The sequence below is a fragment of the Marinobacter sp. CA1 genome, assembly GCF_020546665.1.
Taxonomy (GTDB): Bacteria; Pseudomonadota; Gammaproteobacteria; order Pseudomonadales; family Oleiphilaceae; genus Marinobacter; species Marinobacter xestospongiae.
The window spans coordinates 1,788,931-1,806,524 of record NZ_CP071785.1; the positions used below are offsets into that span (position 1 = coordinate 1,788,931).

Genomic DNA, 17,594 nt, shown 5'->3' on the forward strand with positions numbered 1-17,594 from the left:
TGTTAAGGAGCCTCTGAACAATTCCGGAGACGGCGGATGCAGAAATACCGAAGCGTATTCATTTCCGATGTCCATCTGGGTTCGGCCGACTGCCAGGCCGACTACCTGCTGGACTTCCTGTCCAACATCGAGTGCGACACCCTCTATCTGGTGGGCGACATCATTGACCTGATCGCGATGCAGCGACGGGTGCATTTCCCGCCTTCCCATCAGGCCATTGTGCACAAGCTTCTGGAGATCGCTGCCGGGGGCACGCGGGTGATCTACGTTCCCGGCAATCACGATGAGTTCCTGCGGCACTTCTGCGGTCAGACCCTTTCCGGTATCGAACTGATGCAGAAAGCGATTCACACCACTGCCGATGGGCGCCGGTTTGTTGTGTGTCACGGTGACCAGTTTGATCAGGTGGTGCGCTGCAGCCCGCTGATGCTGGTGGTTGGGGATCGGGCCCATGGCCTGTTACTGCGCCTGAATCGTTGGTTCAACGCCTGGCGCCGGATGCGCAACAAGCCCTACTGGTCGCTGGCGGCCTGGGTGAAGACTCGCATCGGCAAGGCCCGCTCCTTCATCCGCCGTTTCGAGATGGCAGCCCTGACGGTGGCCGAACGAGGCAAGTATGACGGCTTCATTTGCGGTCACATCCATTCCGCCGGCTTCCTGCGGAGTCAGGACGGTCTCTACTGCAACGACGGCGATTGGGTGGAGCACTGCACGGCGCTGGTGGAAAACGCCAGTGGTCGCCTCGAAATCCTGCACTGGTCCGAAGCCCCTTCGGTGGTTGAAACCGAACCGGACGAGCCCGCCCCGGAATTTGCCAAAGGCCCGCGGCCGGTAGTTGACGTGCTGACCCCCGCGTTTATTGAGCAGGTGAATGCCGAGCCGAAATAGGTGAGGGCCGACAGCGCCGGTTTTCTGCGTAAGTCTCTGTCTGCGCAAGCTTCCCGGGCGGGAGCTTGTGCAGGCTCCCTGCTGTGACCGTTGCCTGGCCGCAGTTCCAAAAGTCAGTGGTGGTGATGGATCCCGGAACGTCAGGCAAAAAAAAGCCCCTGGGGTGAGGGGCAAGGAGAGGTATGCGTCCTTTCGGATCACAACCTGAAATCATTCGGTGTCGCTGGCGTCGTCCTGACGGGTCAGTTGACGGGACAGCTGTCTGATCTGTTCCATGGCGGTGCGGGCGCGGGCTTCGGTCTCACTGCGAACGGCCTGCAGCTTGGGGCGGATGTCCGTATCGTAAGCGGCCTCGGCCTTGCTGGTCGCGAATGCGGTCATCATGTTGGCGTCCCACCAGAGCTTCTTGCGCAGGTCGTAGGTGGCGACATCGAGCCGGCGAGTGAAGACCCGAAGTGACGGATTGCGTTCGCGAATCTGTTGCAGGGTCTCCTGCAGCGATGCGGGTTCTGCACTGTCGGCGCCGAGCTCAACCAGAACCTTCTTCAATTCTCCAGATGCCCAGTCCAGCTGCGGTCGCAGCTGCTGTTCCAGTCGTTCACGGGTGGCCTGAACGCTTTCCAGGCTCTGTTTGATGGATTCCTGAATCATGTCGCTGTCTCTGTTGATGAATGGGGGGATTGGGGCAGCCCTGTTGCTGTATGCAGGTCTGCGCCGTGCTACTGACGTCCCGCCAGGATCATGATTAGCACTCTAGGGTTAATTTCTAGAATAATCAGCCTAGAATGGCGCCCTGACCGAATACCTGAGAGCAGATGCCCAATATGACAACCGACGTGCTGATGACGCCGCAACGATCACTGACCCTCTGTCGCCCCGGTGGTGGCCCTGGTTTACGGGCCTGGGATGCCGCGGATGAGCTGCTGTTGCAAGTGGCGGATGAACGGCTCCGGACTGGCCAGCGTGTGGCCATTGTCGATGACGGTTTTGGCGCGCTGACCCTGGGGCTGGCGGACGCTGCGCCGGAGGTTGTCGCCGACAGCGCGGTGCTTCCCCCCGCTCTGGCCCGCAACGCTGCCGCCAATGGGCTGGCGTCACCGGCGGTCGCCAACTGGCAGGCACCGCCCCCGGGGCCGTTTGATGTGGTGATCCTGCGGATTCCCCGGCAACTCGACTATCTGGAGTACCTGTTGCGCTGGTGCAATGAGGTGCTGGCTGAAGACGGCCTTTTGCTTGCAGGGGGCATGATCAAGCATCTGCCAGACCGCAGTGTGGATGTGTTCAACCGGCTGGTGACCACTGAGGCGGTTTTGCCAGCGCGCAAAAAGGCCCGAGTGGTGGTTTGCCGGCGGGGCACTTCAGTGTTGGCTGGGTGGGACGGCTTGCTTCGCGGATTTGAGCTGCCGGATGCGGGACTGCCGGTCAAGGGGCTGCCTGCGGTGTTTTCGCGGGAGCGGCTGGACATCGGGGCGCGCCAGTTGCTGCCCTGGGCCGCGCAGGCGGCGAATTCGCTGGCGCCGGGCGCCCGGGTGCTGGATCTGGCTTGCGGCAATGGCGTCCAGGGGCTGACGGTGTTGAGCCATAGGGACGATGTGTTTGTGCTGTTTGCGGATGTTTCCAGTCAGGCGGTTGCCAGCGCCGAGACCAACGTCCGGCAGGCCTTGCCGGCGGCGCAGGCGTCATTCGTGTGCCAGGACGGCACAGACGCAAGCGGTGAATTCGATCTGGTGCTGCTCAACCCGCCTTTCCATGACGGTGGCGCCGTGGGGGATCACATTGCGCTGAAGCTGTTTGCTCAGGCCAGTCGCGCTTTGCGACCGGGCGGTCAGTTGCTGATAGTGGGCAACCGGCATCTGGGGTACCACCGCTCCTTACGGAAGTCTTTCCGTCAGGTCCGCCAGTTGGCGGCGGACCCGAAGTTTGTGGTTCTGGCGGCGGCAGAGCCGGTGTCTCAGCGGGGCGGGCGATCGTAGCCCAGACGTGCCAGGGTATCGACAATGGTCTGGGTTTGACTGTCGATCTCGATGTTGACCCGGTCGCCTTCCTGCAGATCCTTGAACGTGGTGGCCCGCAGGGTTTCAGGGATCAGGTGGACGTTGAAGTGGTCCTCACCAACCTCGCCGACGGTCAGGCTGGCGCCATTGATGGCGATGAAGCCCTTGGCAAAGATGTAACGCATCCACTCGGGCCGGACCCGGAAGGTCAGGGTCTGGTTGTTGTCGCTGCGGATGATGGCGATGCAGTCGGCGGTGGTGTGGATGTGGCCGGAAACCAGGTGGCCGCCAATCTCATCGCCAATGCGGGCGGCACGCTCAAAGTTCACAGCGTCGCCGGCAGTGCGGTCGTCCAGCGTGGTCCGGTCCAGAGTTTCCTGCATGGCGTCGAAGGTCAGGCAGTCGTCCGCCTGCTGGGTTACGGTGAGGCAGGTGCCATCAATCGCTACCGATGCGCCGATCTCAACCTTCTGAACCTGCGCTTGCGGAAAGCGAATGGTGAAGGTTTTGAGGCCTGGCTGGCAGTCAATGCGCTCAATGCTGGCGATACCCTGGACAATTCCTGTAAACATGGAGATCTCGCTCTGAGGTTGGAGGGGGAGAAGGATAGCGGCGCAGTCCGATCGTGCCAAGGCCCGGGGCTGACCTCAAGTTGCATCGCCGGGGGTCGTTACGTAGTAAAGAGCTTCTCATTAGAGGCTCCTGTAGAGGCCGCGTCAACATACAACAACGGATAGCGCATGGCGGAGACAGACGAACGAACACAGCAGGGTACGGGCGCTGAGGCGGCGCCGGTGTTGCGGCCCGGGCGACCGGCGGACCCGGAGGATCGGGCCCCGGCCAAGCCGGCTTCAGGTGGTACCGAGTCTGCCGCGGAGCGCGCTCCGGATGCAGCGGCCGGGACGGGAGCTGAATCCGGCGCTGAGGGAGACAAGGATGCTCTGCCGCCACCGGAGGCGGAACCGGCAAGCTCTCAGCCGATGCCCGGCAGTCCCGAGGCCACCGCGAGTCAGCAGCGCAAGCGTCGATTGCTGCTGCGCCAGTGCGACCGGGTGTTGTTGCTGGATTTCAATCTGCTGGCCATGCCTGACTGGCCAGACAACTACACTGTGGCGGCCGCTCGCCGCCGTCGTGACCTCTGGTTGTTCTGCACCACGATCGCAGCGCTGGTGTTCCTGAGCGGGATGACCGGGTTTGTACCGGCCTGGCTGGCGGGAGGCGGTTTTGGTGCTTTTGTGATTATCCTGCTGTCCGGCATTCCTGCGATTCGTCGACTCTACTCCGGTCAGGACTCCCACCTCGAACTGGTGGTGCGTCGCCACCGGTTGCTCAAGGATGCCCGCAAGCACATCGAGCACCTGGAAGGGGATACCGGCCTGGCCTGGCAGTGTGCGCAAATGGTCGAATTCAATCCTGCGCTCAATTCCGTAAGATTCCGCCGCCTGGTGGAGTTGTCAGAGCATCGTCACCTCAGTCGTCACGTTACCCGGCGGGAGCATATCCGGCTCTACCTGATCTTCATGCTGGAGTCAGAGAAGGCCTACAACAATCTCCAGCAGGCGTTTTTTGACGACAACCAGAAGGCCATCGACGAGGGTTGGGCGTCGGTGGCAGCAACCCCGGAGCCGCGGGAGGAGTCGGAGTAAGCGCAAGCCGCTATGGCGAAAACTTGACAACCTCAGGCCTCAAACGTATGTTTCAAACAGATGTTTGCTTGAGAAACTGAGAGTCCCATGGCGCAGTCCGACACCGTTGACCGAATCCTTGACGCGGCCGAAGAGCTTTTTGCCGATCGCGGCTTTTCCGAAACTTCCCTGCGGATGATAACCAGCAAGGCCAAGGTCAATCTGGCGGCCGTGAACTATCATTTCGGTTCCAAGAATGCACTGATCCAGTCAGTGTTCGCCCGTTTTCTGACGCCGTTCTCGCAAACCCTGGAGTCGGCGTTTGATGACCTCGAGGCCCGCTGTGGTGACACCCCGCCCACACTCGAGCAAACCCTCTGGGCACTAACAGAAAGTGCCGTGCGGATGCCTCAGCGCAACGAGAAAGGCATTTCCATCTTCATGCGATTGCTGGGCCTGGCGTATACCCAATCCCAGGGGCACCTGCGCAAGTTCCTCGAAGCGGAGTACAGCCAGCCGTTTGGTCGCTTCATGACCCTGCTGAAAAACGCGACGCCACAGCTGACGGCCGTCGAGCGCTACTGGCGAATCCAGTTCATGCTGGGAGCAACCGCATTCACCATGTCCAGCAGCGATGCCCTGCGGGATATCCTGCAGAACAAGCTTGGGGTGGAAACCACGGTGCAGGAGATTGCCGGTCACCTGGTGCCGTTCCTCGCCGCCGGGATGCAGGCCGGTGGTTCGACACCGTCAGCAATTACCAAACCCTCAGTTGCCTGACCCTGCCGGGCTCGGTTAGTCTCGGGATTTCAATCACCTGAATCCCTGTCATCGGTCGCCACAGACACCGTGTCGATCGTTGCGCGAGCGCCGAGTCCATGCCTGCCCAAAGTCAGTCCCGCATTATCATCGATCTTCAGCAGCAGCAACTGAGGCTGCTGGATGCACCCGGCGGTGACCGCCGGTTCCCGGTATCCACCGCCCTCAACGGTGCGGGGGAGCGGGACGGCTCTGGCTGTACTCCGCGAGGTGAGCACTACATCCGCGCCCGTATTGGTCAGGGAATGCCGGAGAATAGCGTGTTTGTCGCCCGTCGCCCGACCGGTGAAATCTACAGCGCCGACCTTGCCGACCGTCATCCCCGCCGGGACTGGATTCTCACCCGTATTCTCTGGCTCTGCGGCCGGGAGTGGGGGCGCAATCGTGGTCCGGGGGTCGATACTTTCCGGCGCTTCATATACATTCACGGCACCCCCGACAGAGAGCCCATGGGGGTGCCGTTGTCCCACGGCTGCGTGCGCATGCGCAACGCAGATCTGATGGAACTGTTTGATCTTGTGGCGGCGGGCACGGCCGTTACCATTCGCTAGCGCGTCACCGACCGTTCTGACGCGTAGCCGGCCAGACATTCAAGCGAGGAGAGCATGGAAGAAGACGTACCTGGAATGCTGATTGGCACCCTGGATAGCATCAAGCTGTTGCCGGAATCCTGGCGGGTCATCCTGGCAGTGTTCGCCATGGTGATGGTGACCGCGGTCGTGGCCTACATTGCCAGCAAGGTTATCCTGTTCATGGAGCGGCGGGTCCAGGAGTCCCGCAACCTCTGGGACGATGCCTTCCTGCACGCTGTACGCAAGCCGATGGTGGCGTTCATTTGGTTGTTGGGGGTGTACTGGGCGGCTGAGGCGGCGTACCGCTACTCCAAGGCGGAGATCTTTACCGCCAACGACAGCATGTTGCGCCTTGGTTTTATCTGGCTGCTGGTGTGGACCCTGCTCGGGGTGATCAAGCAGGGCGAGGTGATGCTGTCGTCGCCGGGCAAGGTCAAGCGCCCGATGGATTACACCACGGTCACCGCGATCAGTAAGCTGATGCGGGCGGTGATCATCATCACGGCGGTGCTGATTGTGATGCAGTCCCTGGGCTACAGCATTTCCGGGGTACTGGCCTTCGGTGGTGTGGGTGGTATTGCCATCGGTTTTGCCGCCAAGGATCTGCTGGCCAACTTCTTTGGTGGCTTCATCATTCAGCTCGACCGGCCGTTCAAGGTGGGGGACTGGATTCGTTCTCCGGACCGCGACATTGAGGGAACGGTTGAGAAGATCGGCTGGCGCCTCACCACCATCCGCACCTTTGATCAGCGCCCGCTCTATGTTCCCAATGCGGCCTTCACCACCATTGCGGTGGAGAATCCGTCGCGGATGCTGAACCGACGCATCTCGGAGACCCTGGGTATCCGTTATGTGGACGTCAAACAGATGGTGCCGATTGTGGCGGACATCCGGGCCATGCTCGAGTCCCATGACGAGATTGACGACAACCGCACCCTGATTGTCAATTTCCTGACCTTCAACGCGTCGTCATTGGATATCATGATCTACACCTTCACCAAAACCACCGAGTGGGTGAAATACCATCAGGTAAAACAGGACGTGCTGCTGAAGATCAGTGATATTGTTGAGGCTCACGGTGCCGAGATCGCCTTCCCGACCCGAACCCTGCATCTGCCGGACGGTATCGAGCTGTCCTCCTGCACCTCCGGCGGCGGTGAGGGCGACAACGAGGCGGTCGCGGCCGTTAGCAGCCAGTCTGCCAGGGGAGAAGCATGATGACAGAAGCAGGCAGCGGACAGATTCCCGTCGGCATCATAGGCGGGACTGGCCTGACCGAGTTGGATGGGCTGGAGATTGTTGGCGAGCAGCGAATGGATACACCCTGGGGAGCGCCCTCAGACGTACTGGTGCATGGCCGTTACGGTCATCAGCCGGTGGTGTTCCTGGCCCGCCATGGCAACCCGCACCGGATTCCGCCACATCAGGTGAACTACCGCGCCAATCTCTGGGCGCTGCGGGAAGCCGGGGTCGAAACCGTGGTGGCGGTGAATGCCGTTGGCGGTATCCACGCCGACATGGGGCCGGCGCAGGTGGTGATTCCGGACCAGTTGATCGACTACACCTGGGGGCGCCCCAGCACCTATTTTGAGGGTGAGCTGGAGCAGACCACCCACATCGATTTCACCTACCCCTACACGGCGGAAGTGCGACAAAGCCTGGTTCGGGCGGCCCGTGATCGAGGGGTGGCCTGCAGCGATTTTGGAACCTACGCCGCGACTCAGGGGCCACGTCTGGAGACCGCGGCGGAGATCGTCAGGCTGGAGCGGGATGGTTGCCACCTGGTTGGCATGACCGGCATGCCGGAAGCGGTGCTGGCGGCTGAGTTGAAAATGAATTACGGCTGTCTGGCGCTGGTGGTGAACTGGGCGGCCGGCAAGGCCGACCACATCATCACCATGGAAGAGATCGAGGCGGCCATCGAAGAGGGGATGGCCGACATCAAACAGATTCTGGCGGGCTCGATGGAGGCGCTCGGCGCCCTTAGCTCCCAATCCTCCTGAACAGCACCAGCACGCCGATGGTGGGGGAATCCAGAAAGTGGATTTCCTCACTGCGCATGCGGCGGGTTTCCCGAATCCAAGTCAGCAGCTCCGCCTGCGGCTCCCGGGCTACCGGTGCCAGGGGCGTTTGGCTGTCTGCCGCCGGGTCAGCCGAGGCGTCGGATGAGCCCGCTGCTGATTCCGTTGCCCCCGGTTCCGCCACTGCCGTCTGGTTCTTTAGCTCAATGGCGGTCTGCTCGCCTGCCGCTGTCGGTTGCCAGTGATTCAGTGCCACTTCCACATGCAGGTAGCGTTGCCGTTCAATGGTGATGGTGCCTTCCACTTCCCGGTGCCCGGCGCCTGGTAACCAGTCTCCGATGGCCACCTGCATCGGCTCGCTGCGGTAATTGGGCGGAAACGACTGGTACCACGCCGCTTTCGCCAGGATACGGAAGCGGCCGCTGTTCTCCAGCCGCTGAGCGGAGCGGGCCAGCGTAATCTGGTTCTCTCCGACCAGGCGCAGGTCTGACAGCCGTTGGCCGTTGGCGTCTTCCACCCACAATGCCTTCGGTGCGGCTTCGCCGGGTTCGGTCAGCCGGCCGGCCATCTGTTCGACCACCGATTCCGGGTCGACCAGTCGCTCTACCAGCACCAGTTCGGCGCGGTAGGTGTAGGACGCCTGGGCCGCCGGAGCGACGGCAAGCGCTGCCGCTAACAGGGGCAGGGCGCGAAGGTGCTTCTGAAAAAGGGTTCGCAACGGGAGTCTCCCTTACTGTGTAATGTCCCTATTTTGGGTAATCCTGGCTGTTCCGGTTTAAGGCCAGCAGGGCCGATGGCAGAGGCCGGGTCAGGGGCTCAGCTGACCCAGCATGTCGGAAATGCCGGTGAGTTTACCATCGGTTGACGCGTCCTTCAGCCGGAACGCAAAGCTGCTCGCGCCTTCAAGTCGGTACTGGTCCGGCGCCTGCTGCACTTTCTTCACCAGTACCAGCGGATCGACCGGCGTGCTGGCACCGAACTCAAGTCGCACCCATTCCTTGCCAGCGTCTACCTTGACGATCCCCAGGGCTTCCGCCTGGATGCGCAGTTCCGACTGTCGCATCAGATTTTTGGCAGGTTCCGGCAGCAGGCCAAAGCGATCAATCATTTCCACCTGCAGGTCCTTCAGTGCGTCACGGTTGCTGACGCTGGCGATGCGCTTGTAGAGCATCAGGCGGTTGTGCACGTCCGGCAGATAGTCGTCGGGAATCAGAGCGGGGATACGCAGGTTCATCTCGGTGCCGTGGCTCAGGGGCAGGTCCGCGTTCGGGGTGCGGCCCTCCTTGATCGCGTTCACTGCCTCGTCCAGGAGTTGCATGTAGAGGGTAAAGCCGATGCTCTCGATCTGGCCGCTCTGTTCTTCCCCGAGCAGTTCGCCGGCGCCGCGGATCTCCAGGTCGTGGGTTGCGAGCATGAAACCGGCTCCCAGGTCCTGGGCTTCGGAGATGGCCTCCAGCCGCTTGCGGGCGTCACTGGTGATGCTCTTGGGTGGCGGCGTCAGCAGATACGCGTAGGCCTGGTGGTGGGAGCGTCCGACCCGGCCCCGGAGCTGGTGAAGCTGGGCCAGGCCAAACTTGTCGGCACGCTCAATGATGATGGTGTTGGCACTGGGGATGTCGATGCCGGTTTCAATGATGGTGGTGCACACCAGCACGTTGAAACGCTTGTGGTAGAAATCCGACATGATCTGTTCCAGCTCACGTTCCCGCATCTGGCCGTGAGCAATGCCCACCCGGGCCTCGGGAATCAGCCGGCGCAGGTCTTCGGCCACCTTCTCAATGGTGTTGACCTCGTTGTGGAGGACGTACACCTGGCCGCCCCGCAGGATCTCCCGCAGGATCGCCTCTTTGACCATGGCATCGTCCCGCTGGCGGACGAAGGTCTTCACCGACAGGCGACGGGCCGGCGGGGTGGCAATGATGGACAGGTCCCGAAGGTGGCCCATTGCCATGTTGAGGGTGCGGGGTATGGGGGTGGCGGTGAGGTTTAGCATGTCCACCTCGGCGCGCAGGGATTTCAGTCGCTCTTTCTGTTGCACGCCAAAGCGGTGTTCTTCATCAATGATCACCAGCCCCAGATTCTTGAACTGGATGTCGCCCTGCAGCAGCTTGTGGGTGCCGATGACGATATCTGCGGTGCCGCTCTCGATGCGTTCCACCGCCTTGCTGGTCTGGCTGGAGCTGCGGAAGCGACTGAGCAGTTCCACATTCACCGGCGTGTCGGAGAAGCGATCGCGGAACGATTCGTAGTGTTGCTGGGCGAGCAGCGTGGTGGGCACCAGTACCGCCACCTGCTTACCGGAATGGGTGGCCACAAAGGCGGCCCGCATGGCCACTTCGGTCTTGCCGAAGCCGACGTCACCGCACACCAGGCGGTCCATGGGCTGGGGGCCGGTCATATCGGCCAGCACCGCTTCGATGGCGGCCTGCTGGTCCGGGGTCTCCTCGAACGGGAAGCCAGCGGCGAAGGCTCGGTAGGCGTCACCCGGGTGGTCGAACTTGAAGCCTTCACGGGCCTCACGGCGGGCGTAAACGTCGAGCAGCTCGGCAGCGGTGTCGCGGATTTTCTCCAGCGCCTTCTGCTTGGACTGGCTCCAGCGTTCATTGCCCAGTTTGTGCAGTGGCGCGGTGTCGGTATCAGCACCGCTGTAACGGGAAATCAGGTGCAGGCTGGCAACCGGGACGTAGAGCTTGGAGCCGCCGGCGTATTCCAGAGTAAGAAACTCGGTGGCGTCGCCGTCGACACTGATGGTCTCCAGGCCCTGATAGCGACCCACGCCGTGGTCAATGTGCACCACCGGTGCCCCAATCCTCAGTTCCGAGAGATCGCGGTAGCCGGCGTCGTTGACTTCAGTAGGTTTCTCCCGCCGGCGCCGCTGCAGCACCTGCTGGCCGAACAGGGCGGATTCGGTGACCAGAGCCAGTTGGGCGTGATCCAGGACCAGGCCGTCTTCCATCGGGGCGATGGTGATTGCCAGGGTTGCCTGACCTTCCTGCAGGAAACTGGGCCAGTTGTCGATGGTGCTGGGTTTCAGGCCATGCTCCGCGAGATTTTCCAGCAGCGCCTCGCGGCGCCCTGAGGATTCCGCGCAGATCAGAATGCGACCGTTAAAATTGGCGACAAACTGCTTCAGGCGTGCGGCCGGGGCGCTGCTGCGGCCATCCATGGAGACGTCAGGCAGTGATTCGGCGGCGCAGAAGTCGGTGCGCTGGGCGTCCCGGGCGGTGTTGTGGATGGGCGTCACCCGTGGGTACTGCTTAAGCTGGGCGAACAGTTCCTCGGTACGAAGGAACAGGGTCGCCGGCGGTAGAATGGGCCGTAACCGATCGTGTCGGCGCTCCTCGTAACGGGCCAGAGTGTCGCTCTGGAACTGCTCAACAGCGTCATTGAGGCTGTCGGCGGTAAACACCCGGGTGTCGCCCGGCAGGTAGTCGAACAGCGTTGCCGTGGTGTCGAAGAACAGTGGCAGGTAGTACTCGATGCCTGGCGGCGTAATGCCCTGCGTGATGTCCTGATAGATCGGCGCATCCTTGTCGGCATTGGCGAATTGCTCAAACCAGCGGTTGCGGAAGCCGGAACGGGCTTCCTTGTGCCAGGGGAACTCGTTCGCCGGCAACAGCTCGATCCGCTCAATGCGATCAATAGAACGCTGGGTTTCGGGATCGAAGGTTCTGAGGGTCTCGATCTCGTTGTCGAACAGGTCGATCCGGTAGGGCAGCGCCGACCCCATCGGGTAGATGTCCAGGATGGCGCCGCGCACTGCGTACTCGCCGTGCTCGTAGACGTTTTCGGTGTGCCGGTAGCCGGCGGCCTCCAGTGCCAGGCGCCAGCTGTCGATGTCCAACTGCTGGCCAACCTCCAGCAACAGGGTGTTGCCCTGCAGGTAGTTCACCGGCGGCAGTCGATGCATCAGTGTTCGCGCCGGCACGACCAGCACGCCACGGCGAATGGCGGGTAACCGGTGCAGGGTACGGATGCGTCGGGAGGTAATGTCCTGATGGGGCGAGAACAGGTCGTAGGGCAGCGTTTCCCAGTCCGGCAGCGACAGCAGCTCGAGGCCGTCACTGGTGACGGCGGGCTGGTCCTCGTCGAATCCCAGGTCGAGGAAGAACCGCATTGCCTGTTCCAGCTGCAGCGCTTCGTCGGTGGTGCGGGTGATCACCAGCGTCAGGCCGTCGTGGTCGCGGGCGGTTTCGGCAATGGCCAGCGCGGACCGGGTGCCGGTGAGCCCGGCCCAGTAGCGGTGGTCGGCGGCGCGCTCGGGAAAGTCCGGGGCCAGCAAGCGGGTCGTGGGGGAGACCGTGGATACGCCTTCAATCTTGGACAACGCTAAGCTCCTGCCTGGGCTGAATTCGGGGTTCCGGAAGGCCGCACATTCTACCGCCAGGCACTGACGCTGTCATGGCAGTGGTGTGATTTGCGCTGGGGGCTTTTACGTTGGATAATATGCGCCCAATTTTCCGAGTGCTAACTTGCAGAGGTTGAAGCGTGAGCCACGAACAGATTAACCAACACCTGTCTAACTGGACGGAAAGGGAGTCGACCGCTGAGGCGATGATTCCGCTGATCGGTCGCCTGTACCGGAAGAATAATGTGGTCACTTCCGTTTACGGCCGCTCCATCATCAATCAGTCGGTGATTGGAATTATTCGTGCCCACCGTTTCGTGCGTCAGGTTGAGGAAAGCGAGCTGTCTGTGCACGACACCCTGCCGATCCTTGAGGCCATGGATCGTCTGGAACTGGGCAGTGCTCACGTTGATATCGGCAAGCTGGCGGTCAAGTTCAAAGCGGAAGGCAATGGCTCCATCGAGGATTTCCTGAAGCAGGAGATCGGTCCGGTGGTTGGTCAGTTCAGCGCCGAATCCCAGGAAAATGCCGAGAACGGTACCAAGGACGTGGTCCTTTACGGTTTTGGCCGTATTGGTCGCCTGCTCGCCCGTATCCTGATTGAAAAGGCTGGTGGCGGTAACAACCTGCGCCTGCGTGCCATTGTGGTTCGCCAGGGCGGCGCCGAGAACGATCTGGAGAAGCGTGCCAGCCTGCTGCGTCGCGATTCCGTGCACGGTCCGTTCAACGGCACCATCACCGTGGATGAAGAGAACTCTGCCATCGTGGCCAACGGCAACTTCATCAAGGTGATCTACTCCGACGGTCCCGACAAGGTTGACTACAACAGCTACGGCATCGACAACGCCATTGTTATCGATAACACCGGTAAGTGGCGTGACGAAGAAGGGCTGGGTCTGCACCTGAAATCCAAGGGCGTCAGCCGCGTCATCCTGACCGCGCCGGGCAAGGGCGACATCAAGAACATCGTGTACGGCATCAACAACGACTGGATCACCGAAGAAGATCGCATCCTGTCCGCGGCCTCCTGTACCACCAACGCCATCACGCCGGTCCTGAAGGCGATTCACGATGAGTACGGTATTGAAGACGGTCACGTTGAGACCGTGCACTCCTACACCAACGACCAGAACCTGATCGATAATTACCACAAGGGCAGTCGTCGTGGCCGTTCTGCGCCGCTGAACATGGTGATCACCGAAACCGGCGCCGCCAAGGCCGTTGCCAAGGCTCTGCCGGAGCTGAAGGGCAAGCTGAGCGGTAACGCCATCCGGGTGCCGACCCCCAACGTTTCCATGGCGATCCTGAATCTGAACCTGGAAAAAGAGGTGACAGTCGACAGCGCCAATGACTACCTGCGGGAAATGGCGCTGCACTCTGAGCTGCAGAAGCAGATCGACTTCGTCAACTCGCCGGAAGTGGTGTCCACCGATTTCGTTGGTTCCCGTCACGCTGGTGTGGTTGATGCCCAGGCGACCATTGCCAATGGCAAGCGTCTGATTCTGTACGTGTGGTACGACAACGAGTTCGGTTACAGCGCCCAGGTGATCCGTGTGGTCAACCAGATGGCTGGCGTGACTTACCCGATCTTCCCCAAGCGCGCCCGTTAAGCGGCGACTGGTAGGCCTGGATTGACAGGCTCTGCTGAGTAGCTTCAAACCCCTGTCGGCTCCTGGCTGGCGGGGGTTTTTGCGTTATGGTGTAAGTAGTTCTGATGATTACGTTTAGGTACAAAGTCCAAGCGGTTCTGGTGGAAAACCCGGCCCCGAGTCTCTATAATTGGCGCGATTTTGGGTACGTCTGACATCGATTTCTGATCATTCCTGCTGGCGACGGAGCCGGGCATCATCATGCCATTGCTGCGTCCGCTGCTTCGGTTTTACCAATCTGGCGCAAGCCGTAGGGAGAGCCTGAGCCGCAGGGTCAGGCGTGGCAAATCCATCGAAAAGTTTCTGATGATTGGACGAGGCTAATGATCAAGATCAAAAAAGGCCTGGATCTTCCCATCAGCGGCGCTCCCGAACAGACCATTACCGATGGCAAGCCCGTTCGTCACGTGGCTTTGATCGGCTTTGACTACAACGGCATGAAGCCGACCATGGCTGTGAAAGAGGGAGACCGTGTCAAGCGCGGTGAGCTGCTGTTTACGGACAAGAAGACCGAAGGCGTGCGTTATACATCACCCGCAGCAGGGGTGGTGAAAGAAGTAAACCGGGGTGAACGCCGCGTATTCCAGTCGATCGTCATCGAAATTGATGGTGATGAGGCTGAGACTTTCGCCCGTTACTCCGAAGCCGACCTGGCAGGCCTTGAGCGTCAGCAGGTGGTCGACAATCTGGTTGAGTCCGGTCTCTGGACCGCCTTCCGTACCCGCCCCTACAGCAAAGTGCCCGAGATTGATGCGACCCCGCATTCTATCTTTGTCTCCGTAATGGACACCAATCCGCTGGCCGCGGACCCGACGGTGATCATTCGTGAGAACGCCGCCCAGTTCGAGAAAGGTCTGGCGCTGGTGGCCAAGCTGACCAACGGCAAAGTGTTTGTCACCGGCAAGCCCGGCTCCGACGTACCCGTGCCCAAGTCTGGCGATGTCGAAGTGCACCAGTTTGACGGTGTTCACCCGGCCGGTAACGTCGGCACGCACATCCACCACCTTGATCCTGTCGGTGCCAGCAAATCGGTCTGGACCCTGGGCTATCAGGATGTGATCGATATTGCCAAGCTGTTTGAAACCGGCGAGCTGCCTGTTGAGCGGGTCGTGGCCCTGGCCGGACCGAAGGCGCTCAAGCCGCGTCTGGTCCGCACCCGCATTGGTGCCAGCCTTGTCGAACTGACTGACGGCGAAGTGGCAACCGACAGCGAGCTGCGACTGATCTCCGGTTCCGTGTTCGGCGGTCGCCGTGGTGCCGGTCCCTGTGCCTATCTGGGACGCTTTGCCAACCAGATTTCGGTGCTGGAAGAAGGCACCAAGCGCGAATTCATGGGCTGGCTATCGCCGGGTACCAACCGTTTCTCAGTGCTCAATATCTACCTGTCCAAGCTGGTTGGTGGCAAAAAGTTCGATTTCACCACCACCACCAACGGTAGTGAAAGGGCCATGGTGCCGGTTGGTGCGTATGAGCAGGTAATGCCGCTGGATATCCTGCCAACGCAGCTGCTGCGGTCGCTGATCGTTGGTGATACCGAGACGGCCCAGAAGCTCGGAGCGCTGGAGCTCGACGAGGAAGATCTGGCTCTGTGTACCTTCGTGTGCCCGGGTAAATATGAATACGGTCCGATTCTCCGCGAGAACCTGACCCGAATCGAGATCGAGGGCTAATACGATATGAGTATCCGTACGTTTCTCGATGGCATCGAGCATCACTTTGAAAAAGGCGGCAAGTACGAGCGCTGGTATTCGCTCTACGAAGCCGTAGACACCATCTTTTATACCCCCGGCAAGGTCACTTCCACGACCGCTCACGTCCGCGACGGTGTTGATCTGAAACGGATCATGATCACCGTGTGGCTGTGTACCTTCCCGGCTATGTTCTTTGGCATGTGGAACATCGGTTTCCAGGCCAACAGCTACCTCGCAGCCAACCCTGACGCCCTGATGGGTGACGGCGGCCTGCGTACTGCATTTATCCAGGCCCTGGCAGGCAACGATGCTGCCAGCATCTGGGACAACTTCGTCTACGGGATGGCCTACTTCCTGCCAATCTACGCTGTCACGTTCGCAGTCGGTGCGTTCTGGGAAGTGCTGTTTGCCACCGTTCGTCGCCACGAAGTCAACGAAGGGTTCTTCGTGACCTCCGTGCTGTTCGCACTGATCTGCCCGCCCACCATCCCGCTGTGGCAGGTGGCTCTGGGCATCACCTTCGGTGTGGTGATCGGTAAGGAAGTGTTCGGTGGTACCGGCAAGAACTTCCTGAACCCGGCGCTGACTGGTCGTGCGTTCCTGTACTTTGCCTACCCGGCGCAGATTTCCGGCGATACCGTGTGGACTGCCGTTGATGGCTTCAGTGGTGCAACCGCACTGAGCTGGGCTGCCAGTGGTGGTGTTGAGGCGCTGGAACAGAACATTGGCTGGATGAACGCGTTTGTGGGCACCATCCAGGGTTCCATGGGCGAGACGTCCACCATTGCCGTGCTGATCGGCGGCCTGATCCTGCTGACCATGAAGATCGCCTCCTACCGCATCGTCGGTGGTGTGCTGATCGGTATGATTGGTATGTCGCTGCTGCTGAACGCAGTTGGTTCCGAGACCAATCCGATGTTCGCAGTGCCGGCTCACTGGCATCTGGTCATGGGCGGTTTCGCCTTCGGCATGATGTTTATGGCGACGGACCCGGTGTCGGCGGCAATGACCAACACCGGTCGCTGGTGCTTCGGTATCCTGGTGGGCGTCATGACCGTGCTGATCCGTGTGGTCAACCCGGCGTTCCCGGAAGGCATCATGCTCGCCATCCTGTTCGCTAACCTGTTCGCACCGCTGATGGACCATTACGTGGTTCAGGCCAACATCAAACGGAGGCTTGCTCGTGTCTAAAGCCAAGGAAACTGTCTCCAGAACCCTGATCGTTGCGCTGGCGCTGTGTATCGTCTGCTCGGTGGTGGTCTCCACCGCCGCGGTTATGCTGAAGCCGGCTCAGGTCAACAACCAGACCCTGGATATCAAATCCAACATCCTGGCTGCGGCCGGCATGCTGGAAGCCAACGCCAGTGCCGATGATATCGAAACGGCATTCCAGCGTTTTGACGTGCGTCTACTGGACCTCGATTCCGGTGAGTTTGTTGAGCCGTCTGCTGTGGGTGTCGAAGACCCCATGAAGTACGACATGTACAAGGCGGCTTCTGATCCGGAAATGTCCGAAAAACTGGCGTCCTCTGAGGACCCGGCGGGCATCAAGCGTCGTCCCAACATTGCCAAGATCTTCACCCTGAGCGATGGTGGTCAGGTGACCCGGGTGGTTCTGCCGATTCACGGCTATGGCCTCTGGTCTACACTGTACGGCTTCATTTCCATTGAGGGTGATGCCAACACCATCGAAGGTCTGGGTTTCTACGATCACGGCGAAACCCCGGGACTGGGTGGTGAAGTGGATAACCCCCGCTGGAAGAACCAGTGGCCCGGCAAGAAGGTCTATGACGACGGCTCTACCGAACCCCAGGTCCGTCTCGTTAAGGGTGGGGTAGACCCCAACGACCAGAACAAGGAGCACAAAGTCGACGCTCTGTCCGGTGCAACACTGACCAGCCGTGGTGTTGAGCAGCTGGTGAATTACTGGATGGGCGAGGAAGGCTACGGTGCGTTCCTGCAAAAACTCCGGAAAGGGGAGGTCTGA

At 60.8% G+C, this 17,594-nt stretch carries 15 protein-coding genes; 11 read left to right on the forward strand and 4 right to left on the reverse strand.

The window, feature by feature from the left end; translation table 11 throughout:
• Nucleotides 1–36 precede the first annotated feature (36 nt).
• Complete coding sequence (locus tag J2887_RS08260; RefSeq protein ID WP_227175499.1) at nt 37–888, forward strand: UDP-2,3-diacylglucosamine diphosphatase; 852 nt, start codon at nt 37–39, stop codon at nt 886–888.
• A gap of 210 nt (nt 889–1,098) precedes the next feature.
• On the opposite strand, the gene J2887_RS08265 is transcribed toward J2887_RS08260, so the two are convergent.
• Nucleotides 1,099–1,539 carry a hypothetical protein gene (locus J2887_RS08265; RefSeq protein WP_227175500.1) on the reverse strand — a complete coding sequence of 147 codons (441 nt, stop codon included), beginning with the start codon at nt 1,537–1,539 and terminating at the stop codon, nt 1,099–1,101.
• Nucleotides 1,540–1,703: 164 nt separating this feature from the next.
• Here J2887_RS08265 and J2887_RS08270 point away from each other — a divergent pair, with 164 nt between their 5' ends.
• Nucleotides 1,704–2,861, forward strand: a complete 1,158-nt coding sequence (locus J2887_RS08270) for a methyltransferase (RefSeq protein WP_324197258.1) — start codon at nt 1,704–1,706, stop codon at nt 2,859–2,861.
• Here the strand turns inward: J2887_RS08270 and J2887_RS08275 are convergent.
• Nucleotides 2,840–3,454: a riboflavin synthase subunit alpha gene (locus J2887_RS08275; RefSeq protein ID WP_227175501.1), complete on the reverse strand. Its 615-nt coding sequence runs from the start codon at nt 3,452–3,454 to the stop codon at nt 2,840–2,842. The genes J2887_RS08270 and J2887_RS08275 overlap by 22 nt on opposite strands.
• A gap of 168 nt (nt 3,455–3,622) precedes the next feature.
• Between J2887_RS08275 and J2887_RS08280 the strand changes: the two genes are divergently transcribed.
• The 5 genes from J2887_RS08280 (at nt 3,623) to J2887_RS08300 (ending at nt 7,901) form a co-directional block, all read left to right on the forward strand.
• Nucleotides 3,623–4,528 (forward strand): hypothetical protein, encoded by a 906-nt coding sequence (locus J2887_RS08280; protein WP_227175502.1) that lies wholly within the window; start codon nt 3,623–3,625, stop codon nt 4,526–4,528.
• An 87-nt stretch (nt 4,529–4,615) separates the two neighbouring features.
• Complete coding sequence (locus J2887_RS08285; RefSeq protein WP_227175503.1) at nt 4,616–5,287, forward strand: TetR/AcrR family transcriptional regulator; 672 nt, start codon at nt 4,616–4,618, stop codon at nt 5,285–5,287.
• Between the two features lie 98 nt (nt 5,288–5,385).
• Nucleotides 5,386–5,877, forward strand: coding sequence for a L,D-transpeptidase (locus tag J2887_RS08290; RefSeq protein WP_227175504.1), 492 nt, complete (start codon nt 5,386–5,388; stop codon nt 5,875–5,877).
• 54 nt (nt 5,878–5,931) lie between these two features.
• Complete coding sequence (locus J2887_RS08295) at nt 5,932–7,116, forward strand: mechanosensitive ion channel family protein (RefSeq protein WP_227175505.1); 1,185 nt, start codon at nt 5,932–5,934, stop codon at nt 7,114–7,116.
• Nucleotides 7,113–7,901, forward strand: a complete 789-nt coding sequence (locus tag J2887_RS08300; protein WP_416381902.1) for an S-methyl-5'-thioinosine phosphorylase — start codon at nt 7,113–7,115, stop codon at nt 7,899–7,901. The genes J2887_RS08295 and J2887_RS08300 overlap by 4 nt, the downstream gene beginning before the upstream one ends.
• Here the strand turns inward: J2887_RS08300 and J2887_RS08305 are convergent.
• Together J2887_RS08305 and mfd are read right to left on the reverse strand one after the other, a co-directional pair.
• Nucleotides 7,882–8,637 carry a CsiV family protein gene (locus tag J2887_RS08305; protein ID WP_227175506.1) on the reverse strand — a complete coding sequence of 252 codons (756 nt, stop codon included), beginning with the start codon at nt 8,635–8,637 and terminating at the stop codon, nt 7,882–7,884. The two genes, J2887_RS08300 and J2887_RS08305, sit on opposite strands and share 20 nt — an antisense overlap.
• A gap of 90 nt (nt 8,638–8,727) precedes the next feature.
• A complete protein-coding gene (gene mfd, locus J2887_RS08310) occupies nt 8,728–12,246 on the reverse strand; it encodes a transcription-repair coupling factor (protein WP_227175507.1) in 3,519 nt (1,172 codons plus the stop codon).
• Nucleotides 12,247–12,407: 161 nt separating this feature from the next.
• On the opposite strand from mfd, the gene J2887_RS08315 reads away from it, so the two are divergent.
• The 4 genes from J2887_RS08315 to J2887_RS08330 all read left to right on the forward strand — a co-directional run bounded on the left by J2887_RS08315 (nt 12,408) and on the right by J2887_RS08330 (nt 17,594).
• The gene (locus tag J2887_RS08315; protein WP_227175508.1) at nt 12,408–13,877 is read left to right on the forward strand and encodes a glyceraldehyde-3-phosphate dehydrogenase; all 1,470 of its coding nucleotides are present in this window, start codon (nt 12,408–12,410) and stop codon (nt 13,875–13,877) included.
• Between the two features lie 362 nt (nt 13,878–14,239).
• Nucleotides 14,240–15,586, forward strand: a complete 1,347-nt coding sequence (locus tag J2887_RS08320; RefSeq protein WP_227175509.1) for a Na(+)-translocating NADH-quinone reductase subunit A — start codon at nt 14,240–14,242, stop codon at nt 15,584–15,586.
• A 6-nt stretch (nt 15,587–15,592) separates the two neighbouring features.
• A complete protein-coding gene (locus J2887_RS08325) occupies nt 15,593–16,798 on the forward strand; it encodes an NADH:ubiquinone reductase (Na(+)-transporting) subunit B (RefSeq protein ID WP_227175510.1) in 1,206 nt (401 codons plus the stop codon).
• Entirely contained in the window at nt 16,791–17,594 is an 804-nt protein-coding gene (locus J2887_RS08330) for a Na(+)-translocating NADH-quinone reductase subunit C (protein WP_227175511.1), read from the forward strand. The genes J2887_RS08325 and J2887_RS08330 overlap by 8 nt, the downstream gene beginning before the upstream one ends.

Excerpts from the sequence above, each read along its gene's own strand:
- J2887_RS08260 (WP_227175499.1), top strand. The coding sequence starts at position 37 with ATGCAGAAATACCGAAGCGTATTCATTTCCGATGTCCATCTGGGTTCG.
- J2887_RS08265 (WP_227175500.1), bottom strand. The coding sequence starts at position 1,539 with ATGATTCAGGAATCCATCAAACAGAGCCTGGAAAGCGTTCAGGCCACC.
- J2887_RS08270 (WP_324197258.1), top strand. The coding sequence starts at position 1,704 with ATGCCCAATATGACAACCGACGTGCTGATGACGCCGCAACGATCACTG.
- J2887_RS08275 (WP_227175501.1), bottom strand. The coding sequence starts at position 3,454 with ATGTTTACAGGAATTGTCCAGGGTATCGCCAGCATTGAGCGCATTGAC.
- J2887_RS08280 (WP_227175502.1), top strand. The coding sequence starts at position 3,623 with ATGGCGGAGACAGACGAACGAACACAGCAGGGTACGGGCGCTGAGGCG.
- J2887_RS08285 (WP_227175503.1), top strand. The coding sequence starts at position 4,616 with ATGGCGCAGTCCGACACCGTTGACCGAATCCTTGACGCGGCCGAAGAG.
- J2887_RS08290 (WP_227175504.1), top strand. The coding sequence starts at position 5,386 with ATGCCTGCCCAAAGTCAGTCCCGCATTATCATCGATCTTCAGCAGCAG.
- J2887_RS08295 (WP_227175505.1), top strand. The coding sequence starts at position 5,932 with ATGGAAGAAGACGTACCTGGAATGCTGATTGGCACCCTGGATAGCATC.
- J2887_RS08300 (WP_416381902.1), top strand. The coding sequence starts at position 7,113 with ATGATGACAGAAGCAGGCAGCGGACAGATTCCCGTCGGCATCATAGGC.
- J2887_RS08320 (WP_227175509.1), top strand. The coding sequence starts at position 14,240 with ATGATCAAGATCAAAAAAGGCCTGGATCTTCCCATCAGCGGCGCTCCC.
- J2887_RS08325 (WP_227175510.1), top strand. The coding sequence starts at position 15,593 with ATGAGTATCCGTACGTTTCTCGATGGCATCGAGCATCACTTTGAAAAA.